Below are 10,969 nucleotides of genomic sequence, written 5' to 3' on the forward strand. Positions count from 1 at the left end.
GGCGCCTCAAGGACGCGTATCAAGGAGACATGCACGTGACGACCGATGCGAGCGCCCCGTGGCTCGTGGTGGGCCTCGGTAATCCCGGGCCGGAGTACGCGATGAACCGGCACAACGTGGGGTTCATGGTGGCGGATCTGCTGGCCGAGCGGATCGGGGGGAGGTTCAAGCGGGCGGGGAAGGCGCAGGCGCAGGTCGTCGAGGGGCGGATCGGTCCGCCGGGGCCGGCGAACCGTCGGGTGATCCTGGCGAAGCCGATGTCGTTCATGAATCTGTCGGGGGGGCCGGTCAATGCCCTGCGGGACTTCTACAAGGTGCCGGTCGGGAACATCGTGGCGGTGCACGACGAGTTGGACATCGACTACGGGGTGCTGCGGCTGAAGCTCGGTGGTGGGGACAACGGTCACAACGGGCTGAAGTCGATGACGAAGGCGATGGGGGCGGACTATCACCGGGTGCGGTTCGGGATCGGTCGGCCGCCGGGGCGGATGCAGGTGGCGGACTTCGTGCTGAAGGACTTCTCGTCGGCGGAGCGCAAGGAGCTGGACTACTTCGTGGACCGGGCGACGGACGCGGTGGAGTGTCTGGTGATCGAGGGGTTGGAGCGGGCGCAAAGCACGTACAACTCGTGACTTGTCCGCCTGCGGAGTCCCGTCGAGGTTGACGGGCCGATCAGGCATGGCCAATGATCCCGGCCATGCCTGGCACAGCAGTCTCGTCCCACCGTCACAGGGCCGCCTCCCGCAGGAGGCGCAAGGGCGGTGGCAAGGGTGGCGGCAAGAGTGGCGCCCGGAGCCGTCAGGGCCGGTTGTCCGTGGCCGCGTTGCGGTTCGGGCGGCTCGGGGCGGCGGGTGTGGTCGCCGCGGTGATCCTGATCGCGGGGGTGTGGGGGTCCTGGGGTACCGCGCAGCAGGTGATGCTGACGAAGGGCCGGGAGCGGGGCACGATCGTGGTGACGCGGTGTGGTGCCGAGACGTGTTCGGGGCCGTACACGCCGTTGTCGGAGGGGTCGACGGCACGCGCGCGGGTGGTGATCGAGAAGTCCGTGGCGGTGCGGAAGGGGCAGACGTACACGGTTGTCGTGAAGCCGGACGGTGACGAGGTGGTGCGGTCGGGTCCTGCCGGGGTGCTGTACGCGTGGGTGCCCATGGGAGGCGCCTTGCTGCTGGCGTCGGTGGTGGTGGCGGGCGGTCTGGGGCGGACGCGGGCGGGGTGGGTGCTGGCGGGGTCGGGGGTGGCGCTGCTGACGGCGGCGTTCCTGACGGTCTGAGGCGGCTGTTCTTCTGTTTTTTCTTCTGTTTTTTCTTCCCTGGACTTTTTCTTCCCTGGACCCGTCTTCTGTGGACATGAGGGTGCCCCCGAGTGCTGTGCGCGCTCGGGGGCACCTTCGGTCGTGCTACGGGGTCAGCCGGTGTTGCGCAGGCCCGCGGCGACACCGTTGACGGTGAGGAGCAGGGCGCGGGCGAGCAGCGGGTCGGGTTCGGCGCCGGCGGCGGCCGCGTCGCGCTGGCGCTTGAGGAGTGCGACCTGGAGGTAGGAGATGGGGTCCAGGTAGGCGTCGCGGATGGTGAAGGTCTGCTTGAGGACGGGGGTGGCGTCCAGCAGTTCGTTCTCGCCGGTGACCTTGAGGACTTCGGCGACGGTGAGCGCGTGTTCGGCCTTGATGCGGTCGAAGACGTGCTTGAGGTCGTCGGGGACGAGGGTGTCGACGTAGTGCTGGGCGATCCGCAGGTCGGTCTTGGCGAGGGTCATCTCGACGTTGGAGACGAAGTTGCGGAAGAAGTGCCACTGTTCGTGCATCTCGTCGAGGACGGTGTCGAGGCCGGCCTCGCGCAGGGCCTTGAGGCCGGAGCCGACGCCGTACCAGCCGGGGACGATCTGGCGGGACTGGGTCCAGCCGAAGACCCACGGGATGGCGCGCAGTCCGTCGAGCGAGACGCCCGAGCCGGGGCGGCGGGAGGGCCGCGAGCCCAGGTGCAGGTCGGCGAGCTGGTCGACCGGCGTGGAGGCGAGGAAGTACGTCGGCAGGTCGGGGTCCTCGACCAGTTCGCGGTAGGCCGCGTGTGCCGCGTCGGAGACGACGTCCATGGCGGCGTCCCAGCGGGCGAGGGCCTCGTCGGACTGGCGGGGGGAGGTGTGCAGGGCGGAGGCCTGGAGGGTGGCGGCGACCGTCAGTTCCAGGTTCTCCCTGGCCAGGGAGGGGATGAGGTACTTGTCGGAGATGACCTCGCCCTGTTCGGTGACCTTGATCTCGCCTTCCAGGGTGCCCCAGGGCTGGGCGAGGATCGCGTCGTGGGAGGGGCCGCCGCCGCGGCCGACGGTGCCGCCGCGGCCGTGGAAGAGCCGGAGGCGGACGCCGTAGCGGTGGGCGACGTCGCGCAGGCGCCTCTGTGCGCGGTGGATCTCCCACTGGGAGGTGGTGATGCCGCCGAACTTGGAGGAGTCGGAGTAGCCGAGCATGACCTCCTGGACGTCGCCGCGCAGGGCGACGAGCCGTCGGTAGGAGGGGTCGGCGAGCATCTCCTCGAGGATGGTGTCGGCGGCCTTCAGCTCGTCGGTGGTCTCCAGGAGGGGCACGATGCCGATCTTGGCCCAGCCGGCGTGGAGGTCGATGAGGCCTGCCTCGCGGGCGAGGACGGCGGCGGCGAAGACGTCGTCGGCGCCCTGGCACATGGAGATGATGTACGACTCGATGACCTCGGGTCCGAAGACCTCCAGGGCGCGCTTGACGGTGAGGAAGACGCCGAGGGTCTTCTCGCCGGCGGCGTCGACGGGGGCCGGGGTGCCGGCCAGCGGGCGCCGGGACCGCAGTTCCTTGGCGAGGAGCTTGGTGCGGTAGTCGCGGGGCATGTCGGCGTAGCGCCAGGACTCCTCGCCGAGTCGGTCGAAGAGCTGGCCGAGGGCGTGGTGGTGGGCGTCGGCGTGTTCGCGGACGTCCATGGTGGCGAGCTGGAGGCCGAAGGCGGCGAGGGTGCGGAGGGTGCGGTTGAGGCGGCCGTCCGCGAAGAGTCCGCCGCGGTGTGCGCGCAGGGAGGTCTGGATGAGGGTGAGGTCCTGGAGCAGTTCGCTGGTGCCGAGGTAGTCGCGGCCGGGCTGGTGCGGGGTGCCCTTGGCGAGGCGCTGCTTGGTGTTCTCGAGCTTCTGCCGGATGCAGGTGGCCTTGAGCCGGTAGGGCTCCTCGGCGTTGAGGCGCTTGTAGCGGGGGCTGATCTCGGGGAGGCGTTCCAGGTCGGCCTGGAGGGACTCCAGGAGGTCCTCGGTGGCGCCGGTGTAGCGGATGGAGTTGGAGAGGAAGCCGCGGAGTTCGTCGACCATCTCCAGGGCGTCGTTGATGCCGTGTTCGTGCTGGAGGATGAGGACGTCCCAGGTCACCTGGGGGGTGACGTTGGGGTTGCCGTCGCGGTCGCCGCCGATCCAGGTGCCGAAGGTGAGGGGGCGGGTGTGCTCGGGGAGGTGGACGCCGACGCGTTCCAGTTCGGAGGTGAGGTCCTCCAGGACGTCGCCGACGGCGCCGGCGTGGAGTTCGTCGAGGTAGTAGATGGCGTTGCGGGCCTCGTCGGCGGGCTCGGGGCGGACGACGCGCAGTTCGTCGGTCTGCCAGACGAGGTCGATGTTCTCGGCGAGGCGGGTGTCGAGGCGCCGGCGGTCGGACTCGATGACCGGGGTCTCCAGCAGCGCGGCGATGCGCCGGAGCTTGTTCAGTACCGACCGGCGGGCGGCTTCGGTGGGGTGCGCGGTGAAGACCGGGCGGACGTTGAGGTGGCGGACCGTTTCGCGGACGTGGTCGGGGTCGGCGTCCTTGAGGCGGTCGGCGGTGCGGGCGAGGAGGCCGCCTTCGGCGGCGCGCTTGGCGCGCAGTTCGCGGCCGCGGTGCACCTGCTCGGTGACGTTGGCGAGGTGGAAGTAGGTGGAGAAGGCGCGGACCAGCTTGGCCGCGGTCTCGAGTTCGGTGCCGCGCAGCAGTTCGGCGGCGGCTTCGCCGTCCTCGCGGGTGAGGCGGCGGACCTTCTCGACCAGGTCGAGCAGCTCGGTGCCCTCCTGCCGGACGAGGGTCTCACCCAGGAGGTCACCCAGTCGGCGGATGTCGGCGCGCAGCTCGGGGCTGGTCGTCGTCTGGTCGTCGGCACTGCTCACAGGTGCGGCTCCTTGCAGTGTTGAAGCTCGTCCGGGAGGGAACCCGGGTGTGGTCCGCGCGGCGGTGTGCCGCATACGGGCCGGACATCCGGGAAGAAAACAGAGCGGACCGCGCTGTCCGACCGTCTCCAAGGATAGGTGCCGGGTCGGACGCGCAGACACGGGCTCTTGCCGCTGAGCAGCGCACTGCCATACTTACGATGCCGTAGGTTACGGAACCGTAGGAAGCTGTACATACCTGACTGCGACAGTGGCCGTGACCCGGCGACCCGCCACCACCCTCGACCCCACAGGGGACACGCATGACCACGAGTTCCGATGTGATCGACGACGCCCCGGGGGCGGACGGCTCTCCACTGCCCTCTGCCACGCTCGGTGGCGAGAAGAAGCGTTCGCTGGAGCAGATCACCCTTCTGCTCTTCATCGTTGTGCCGTTCCTCGCGCTGCTCGCGGCGGTGCCGCTGGCGTGGGGGTGGGGGGTGAGCTGGCTGGACCTCGGTCTGCTGGTCTTCATGTACTTCCTCGGCTGCCACGGCATCACGATCGGTTTCCACCGTTACTTCACGCATGGTTCCTTCAAGGCGAAGCGGCCGCTGCGGATCGCGCTGGCGGTCATGGGGTCGCTGGCGGTGGAGGGTCCGCTGGTCCGCTGGGTGGCGGACCACCGCAAGCACCACAAGTTCTCGGACGCGGAGGGTGACCCGCACTCGCCGTGGCGGTTCGGGGAGACGGTCCCGGCGCTGATGAAGGGCCTGTGGTGGGCGCACATCGGATGGATGTTCGACGAGGAGCAGACCCCGCAGGACAAGTACGCGCCGGATCTGATCAAGGACCGGGCGATCCGGGCGATCTCGCGTCAGTTCATCTTCTGGACGGTGCTGTCGCTGGCGATCCCGCCGCTGGTGGGCGGGCTGGTGACGATGTCCTGGTGGGGCGCGTTCACGGCGTTCTTCTGGGGTTCGCTGGTGCGGGTGGCGCTGTTGCATCACGTGACGTGGTCGATCAACTCGATCTGTCACGCGGTGGGGAAGCGGCCGTTCAAGTCGCGGGACCGTTCGGGGAACGTGTGGTGGCTGGCGGTGCTGTCCTGTGGCGAGTCCTGGCACAACCTGCACCACGCGGACCCGACGTCGGCGCGGCACGGGGTGGAGCGGGGGCAGGTGGACTCCTCGGCGCGGTTCATCCGCTGGTTCGAGATGCTGGGCTGGGCGTACGACGTGCGCTGGCCGTCACGCTCGCGTATCGATTCGCGTCGCAACGCGGGTGAGGACGGCTCCCGGCGCCGGAAGGTGACGGCCGACGCGGCATGATGGACGGCGTGGCGACCGATCCCAGCAGCACCCCGAGCAACGAAGCGAAGCCCAGACGCGCGCGTCGCACCCGGATGACGGGGGCGGAGCGTCGGCAGCAGTTGCTCGAGATCGGTCGCACGCTGTTCGCGGCGAAGGGTTTCGAGGGCACGTCGGTGGAGGAGATCGCGGCGAAGGCCGGGGTGTCCAAGCCGGTGGTGTACGAGCACTTCGGCGGCAAGGAGGGGCTGTACGCGGTGGTCGTGGACCGGGAGATGCGGCGGCTGCTGGACATGGTGACGGGCTCGCTGACGGCCGGCCATCCGCGTGAGCTGTTGGAGCAGGCGGCTTTCGCGTTGCTGGACTACATCGAGGAGTGCACGGACGGGTTCCGGATCCTGGTCCGTGACTCGCCCATCCCCCAGTCGACGGGTTCGTTCGCGTCGCTGATCTCGGACATCGCCACCCAGGTGGAGGACATCCTGGGCCGTGAGTTCAAGAGCCGCGGTTTCGATCCGAAGCTGGCTCCGCTGTACGCGCAGGCGCTGGTCGGGATGGTCGCGCTGACCGGTCAGTGGTGGCTGGACGTGCGCCGCCCGAAGAAGGCGGAGGTCGCGGCGCATCTGGTGAATCTGGCATGGCACGGGCTGGACGGCCTGGAGGCCAAGCCGCACCTCATAGGGCGCCGGAAGGCGTGACGTCCCGTGGGCCCCCTCGACGGTCGGGCCCACGGGACGTCGGCTCATCAGTGTGTGATGACGTCGGTGTTCTGAGGACGTCGGTGTGTTCTGAAGACGTCGGTGTGAAGACGTCAGGGCTTGAAGACGTCCTTCGTCTTCTCCTTGGCCTGGCGCGCGTCGCCCTTGGACTGCCCGGCGCGGCCCTTGACCTCCACCCCCACGTCGCCCGTGGCGCGGCCGGCGACTTCCTTGGCCTTGCCCTTGATCTGTTCCTTCTTGGCCTTGGCCTTCTGCTCCTTCGCCACAATGATCACTCCCGGCATCGCCCGATCTGGACGTCTGTTCGAGTGACCGCAGGCGCACAGTTCAAACGTCACCCACCGGGCTCCAGGAACTCCAGCCGGTTGCCGACGGGGTCCCAGGCGTAGAAGCGGTCGTGTCCCGGCAGGTCGTCGTCCCAGGCGATGTTCACCCCGTGGGACTCCAGCCGGCCGGCGTAGTCCACGATGCCGGCGACCCTGAGGCCCGGGTGGGCCTTCGCCGAGGGCCGGAAGCCGGTCTCGACGCCCACGTGCAGCTGGACCGTGCCCGCCTGGAACCAGCAGCCGCCGCGTGCGGCGAGCACGGGCGGCTTGGGGATCTCGGTCATGCCGAGGACATCGGTGTAGAAGAGGCGCAGGAGTTCCTCGGAGCCGGGCGGGGCGGCGAGCTGGACGTGGTCCACGGCGACGATCATCGCGCCACCTCCTTGGTTGCCACGGCGAACAGCCGGCGGAACGGCAGGACCGTGCCGTACTCGGCGCGGGGGTAGGCCTTGCGGAGCAGGTCGCGGTACTCGGTGAGGAAGGCGTCGCGGGCCTCGGGGTCGTCGGCGAGGGCGTCGAGGGCGGGGCGCAGTCCGGTGCCCTTGACCCAGTCGAGGACGGGGTCCTCGCCGGGCAGGACGTGATGGTAGGTGGTGGTCCAGACGTCGGTCGCGCAGCCGAGGCGGGCCAGCCGGTCGAGGTAGAGGCCGGGGGCGTGGACGGAGTCCTCGTGGCGCAGGACGTCGGCGAGGCGGGCGCGCCAGCGGGGGGTGCGGGCGAGTTCGCGCATGAGGGCGTGCAGGGGCGCGTCGCTGTTGTGGGGGACCTGGAAGGCGAAGGTGCCGCCGGGGGCGAGGCCGTCGAGCCAGGCGGGGAAGGCGTCGAGGTGGCCGGGGACCCAGTGGAGGGCGGCGTTCGAGACGATGAGGTCGTACGTCTCCGCCGGCGTCCAGGTGGCGAGGTCGGCGTACGCGAAGTCGAGGCGGGCGCCGGCGTGCGCCTGGGCGTCGGCGAGCATCTGCGCGGAGTTGTCGTAGCCGGTGATGCGGGCGGTGGGCCAGCGGTCGGCGAGGACGGTGGTGACGTTGCCGGGGCCGCAGCCGAGGTCGGCGATGCGGGGCGGGTCGCCGGGCAGGGCCGGGACGCGGGCGAGGAGGTCGGCGAAGGGGCGGGCGCGGTGGCCGGCGTGACGGAGGTACTGGGCGGGGTCCCAGGTGGGGTTGGTCGTCATGGATGTCACCTTCTCGCGATTTTTATCTCGACGTCAAGAGACTTGATATCAATAGGATCGCTATCAAGCGGCTCGATATCAAGAGACTCGATATCAAGAGACTTCATGTCGACACAACCACTACACTGATCGCCATGGAGGACGAGGTCGATCGGCTGGTCGCAGCGTGGCGCCGGGAGCGCCCGGACCTCGACGTGGAGCCGCTGGAAGTGCTGAGCCGGGTGAGCAGACTGGCCCGGCATCTGGACCGCGCGCGCCGCCTGGCGTTCTCCGAGCACCAGCTGGAGCCCTGGGAGTTCGACGTCCTGACGGCGCTCCGGCGCGCGGGCGGCCCCTACCAGCTCTCGCCGGGGCAGTTGCTGACGCAGACGCTGGTCACGTCGGGCACGATGACGAACCGTATCGACCGGCTGGCCAAGAAGGGCCTGGTGGAGCGGCTGCCGGATCCGAGCGACCGGCGCGGTGTGCTGGTCCGGCTCACGGACGACGGCAAGGACCGCGCCGACCAGGCGCTCGCCGGACTGCTCGCCCAGGAGCGGGCGATCCTGGCTGAGCTGTCGCACGCCCAGCGGGCCGAGCTGGCGGCGCTGCTCCGCCAGCTGACCGCGCCGTTCGACAACATCCCGGGCTGAGGCCGGGGCGGCGCCCCGCGCGCCGCCCCCGCACGCCGGTCAGGCGCTGCTCTCCTCCGACATGATCCGCCCGGCCGGCCCCAGGTCCACGGGCCCCACGCCGGCCCGGCGCGCGAGCGCGACCGCGGCGAGCGTGGAGTGGACGCCGAGCTTGCCGAGGACGTTCTGCATATGGGTGCGGACGGTGTGCGGGGAGAGGAACAGCCGTTCGGCGACGGCCTTACGGCCCAGCCCGGCGACCATGCACCGCAGGACTTCCCGCTCCCTCGGCGTGAGGGACTCCACCAGCCGCTCGCTCTCGGTGCGGTGTTTGCGGGCGGCCGTCAGCTCCCGCAGGACGCCCGTGAGCAGGGCCGGAGGCAGATGGGTCTCCTCGCGCAGCACCCCGCGGATGACGGTGAGCAGCCGGGACAGCGAGCAGTCCTTCGCCACCCAGCCGGAGGCGCCGGCCTGGAGGGCGAGGGCCGCGCGGCGCGGGTCGTCCTTCTCGGCGAGGACGACGATCCGGACGTGCGGCTGTGCGCCGCGTACCCCGGCGACGAGCGAGATCCCGTCGACCAGCCCGTCCTCACCGACCTCCTGCACGGGCACCGCCGGCCGTATGCCCGGCAGGCCGGTGCCGAGATCGGCGTCGACGAGCAGCACGTCGTAGCGGCGCCCCTCGGCGGCCGCGCGCTCCAGACTGCGCAGCGCCGCCGGGCCGCTGCCGGCCGCGGAGACGTCCACGTCCGGCTCGGCGGCGAGCGCCGCGGCGAGCGACTCGGCGAAGATACGGTGGTCGTCGACGACCAGGACTCGGATGCGAACCACGAAACCCCCTTCCCCAAGCTCCTTGTCAGAGCAGGGGATACCCCAAGGTCCGGAGACGGAGAACGACGACCTGCGCGGGTACGACGCCCGGAGAGGATGCCAACTGCCGCACGGCCGCCGCCGTGCAGAGACTGCTACCCCCACCGCGGGCGTCGTACCCGACTGTCTCGCCCCCTGATCAGCACCGGCCCCCACCGGCGCTGTTCACAGGGTAGGGCCGTGGGCGGGCAGCGGAAGCGAAATTGCAGAACTGGTTGGCCAGCGCGTTTATGGTGTGCCGCATGTTTCGTCTTGAGACAGAAGTCGACAGGGCTCGGCGCGATCTTCTCCGTTCCCGGCTCCTCGACACCAATACGGCCGCCTCCCCGGTCCTGCGCGCGCTGCGCGGCACGCCCGGCGAGCGCGAGGTGCCGCTGCACGTCTGGGCGTCGGACTGCGAGGGCGCCCTGGCCGGCGGGCTGGTCGGCCACACGTGGGCGACCTGGCTGCACGTCACCTACCTGTGGGTGGACGAGCGCCACCGCGGCACGGGTCTGGGCACCCGCCTCCTCGCGGAGGCGGAACGCATCGCCCTCGACGAGCGCGGCTGCCGCCATGTCCGCCTGGAGACCTGGGACTTCCAGGCCCCCGGCTTCTACCGGAAGCAGGGCTACGAGGTGGTGTGCGTGATCGAGGACTATCCGCCAGGGCTGACGGAGTACACGCTGACCAAGCGGATGGGATGAGCCCGGGGGTTCACAGGAGGGCGGCGCTCTCCAGTACGGCGTCGACCTCCCGCTCCTCCTGCGTCCCGCCTGGCTGGGCGACACCGAGCAGGAACGCGGAGCGGCTGTCGTCCACGGAGATGAGCGTCAGCCGCAGATGGCCGGTGCCGCCCTGCCCGTCCGCGACCTTCAGCGCGACGGTGTGGGCGGGCCGCCCGTCGACCTCGACCGCCCGCGACTCCTCGACGCTCGAACTGCCGTCCGGATAGAAGAACGCGGCGTTGGAACGCGCCGCGGACTCGGCCCGCGCCTTTAGCTGATCCTTCGGGACGGCCCCACCGCGCCCTGCCAGCACGACACAGCCGCCGTCCTCGTCCATCCTCCGCGCGACGGTGGAGGTGAACGCGTCGATCAGATCCTCCTCGCCTCCGGGCTTCCACCCCTCGGGGATCCCGTACGAGATCCCGGCGGCGTCGTCCGTCACCCGGGGCCGCCCGTCCAACGGGCCCCCGTCACCGGCGGTCGCCCGCCACGCGGCGAACCCGGCCCCGGCCAGCAGGACCAGCACCACCACGACGAGAACCGCAACCCTCGGGGAACGCCGGCCGGTCGGGGGCTGCTGCGGAGGGGCCGGGGGCATCGATGTCGTCATGCCCCCACCCTGACCGACCCGACCTGCGGTTTCCTGAGCGTTCGTACTCAGTTCCGGTACTCAGCCCGCCGGAGGGACGGCAGGCGGTGGCGGAGGGGGCGGCGGGTGGGCGGGCCGGGGCGGAACCCTCGGCCGCGGGGCCCCCACGACGGGCGGCGGCGGAGGCGGCCCGTCGGGCACCTGGAACCGCGCCCGGGGCGGAGCGGGCGGCCCGACCGGGGGCGGCGGGCCGGGCGGCGGAGGCGGTGCCTCCGTGAACTCCGGCAGCACGGGCCCGCCGCCCCGGAGCCGCTCGACGGTCTGCTCGGCGCGGCGGCGGGCGTGGGGGGCGTCGTCGCGTTCGCACCGCATCCGGATGCCCGCGGCGCCGAGGTTCTCGATGGACAGCAGCCGATAGCCGAGCTGATGGATCACGTCCTCGATCCGCCGCCGCCGCGCCGCACCGGGACGACCGGCGTGGAACACGACCTGCCCACGACCGTCGAGCTGTCTGACGATCTCCTGCTCGGTCATCGCGGTCCCGTCCCCCTGG

At 70.8% G+C, this 10,969-nt stretch carries 13 protein-coding genes; 6 read left to right on the forward strand and 7 right to left on the reverse strand.

Translation table 11 applies throughout. The features are described 5' to 3' along the window. Positions 1–29: 29 nt before the first annotated feature. Positions 30–632: an aminoacyl-tRNA hydrolase gene (gene pth, locus ACZ6D7_RS12830; RefSeq protein WP_469488403.1), complete on the forward strand. Its 603-nt coding sequence runs from the start codon at positions 30–32 to the stop codon at positions 630–632. 53 nt (positions 633–685) lie between these two features. Then, a complete protein-coding gene (locus tag ACZ6D7_RS12835; protein WP_469488406.1) occupies positions 686–1,270 on the forward strand; it encodes a hypothetical protein in 585 nt (194 codons plus the stop codon). Between the two features lie 134 nt (positions 1,271–1,404). Here ACZ6D7_RS12835 and ppc read toward each other — a convergent pair whose 3' ends face one another. Then, on the reverse strand, positions 1,405–4,134 hold the full coding sequence (ppc, locus tag ACZ6D7_RS12840) for a phosphoenolpyruvate carboxylase (RefSeq protein ID WP_469488409.1): 2,730 nt from the start codon (positions 4,132–4,134) through the stop codon (positions 1,405–1,407). Between the two features lie 302 nt (positions 4,135–4,436). On the opposite strand from ppc, the gene ACZ6D7_RS12845 reads away from it, so the two are divergent. Both ACZ6D7_RS12845 and ACZ6D7_RS12850 read left to right on the forward strand, forming a co-directional pair. Continuing rightward, on the forward strand, positions 4,437–5,444 hold the full coding sequence (locus ACZ6D7_RS12845) for an acyl-CoA desaturase (protein WP_469488412.1): 1,008 nt from the start codon (positions 4,437–4,439) through the stop codon (positions 5,442–5,444). Then, positions 5,441–6,121 carry a TetR family transcriptional regulator gene (locus ACZ6D7_RS12850; protein WP_469488416.1) on the forward strand — a complete coding sequence of 227 codons (681 nt, stop codon included), beginning with the start codon at positions 5,441–5,443 and terminating at the stop codon, positions 6,119–6,121. Before ACZ6D7_RS12845 ends, ACZ6D7_RS12850 begins: the two co-directional genes overlap by 4 nt. A 113-nt stretch (positions 6,122–6,234) precedes the next feature. On the opposite strand, the gene ACZ6D7_RS12855 is transcribed toward ACZ6D7_RS12850, so the two are convergent. From ACZ6D7_RS12855 to ACZ6D7_RS12865, 3 genes are all read right to left on the reverse strand, one after another. Further along, the gene (locus ACZ6D7_RS12855) at positions 6,235–6,408 is read right to left on the reverse strand and encodes a CsbD family protein (protein WP_469488418.1); all 174 of its coding nucleotides are present in this window, start codon (positions 6,406–6,408) and stop codon (positions 6,235–6,237) included. 68 nt (positions 6,409–6,476) lie between these two features. After that, positions 6,477–6,839, reverse strand: a complete 363-nt coding sequence (locus ACZ6D7_RS12860) for a VOC family protein (protein WP_469488421.1) — start codon at positions 6,837–6,839, stop codon at positions 6,477–6,479. Continuing rightward, a complete protein-coding gene (locus ACZ6D7_RS12865) occupies positions 6,836–7,639 on the reverse strand; it encodes a trans-aconitate 2-methyltransferase (protein ID WP_469488424.1) in 804 nt (267 codons plus the stop codon). Before ACZ6D7_RS12865 ends, ACZ6D7_RS12860 begins: the two co-directional genes overlap by 4 nt. A 134-nt stretch (positions 7,640–7,773) precedes the next feature. On the opposite strand from ACZ6D7_RS12865, the gene tamR reads away from it, so the two are divergent. Beyond that, positions 7,774–8,271 (forward strand): MarR family transcriptional regulator TamR, encoded by a 498-nt coding sequence (gene tamR, locus ACZ6D7_RS12870; RefSeq protein WP_469488427.1) that lies wholly within the window; start codon positions 7,774–7,776, stop codon positions 8,269–8,271. 39 nt (positions 8,272–8,310) lie between these two features. Here tamR and ACZ6D7_RS12875 read toward each other — a convergent pair whose 3' ends face one another. Then, entirely contained in the window at positions 8,311–9,081 is a 771-nt protein-coding gene (locus tag ACZ6D7_RS12875; protein ID WP_469488429.1) for a LuxR C-terminal-related transcriptional regulator, read from the reverse strand. A gap of 269 nt (positions 9,082–9,350) precedes the next feature. Between ACZ6D7_RS12875 and ACZ6D7_RS12880 the strand changes: the two genes are divergently transcribed. Further along, positions 9,351–9,806: a GNAT family N-acetyltransferase gene (locus ACZ6D7_RS12880; RefSeq protein ID WP_469489396.1), complete on the forward strand. Its 456-nt coding sequence runs from the start codon at positions 9,351–9,353 to the stop codon at positions 9,804–9,806. A gap of 10 nt (positions 9,807–9,816) precedes the next feature. On the opposite strand, the gene ACZ6D7_RS12885 is transcribed toward ACZ6D7_RS12880, so the two are convergent. Together ACZ6D7_RS12885 and ACZ6D7_RS12890 are read right to left on the reverse strand one after the other, a co-directional pair. Further along, positions 9,817–10,437, reverse strand: a complete 621-nt coding sequence (locus ACZ6D7_RS12885) for a hypothetical protein (RefSeq protein ID WP_469488432.1) — start codon at positions 10,435–10,437, stop codon at positions 9,817–9,819. Positions 10,438–10,497: 60 nt separating this feature from the next. After that, positions 10,498–10,950 (reverse strand): hypothetical protein, encoded by a 453-nt coding sequence (locus ACZ6D7_RS12890; protein ID WP_469488437.1) that lies wholly within the window; start codon positions 10,948–10,950, stop codon positions 10,498–10,500. Between the last annotated feature and the right edge of the window lie 19 nt (positions 10,951–10,969).

Source organism: Streptomyces sp. NPDC041784, from assembly GCF_055591025.1.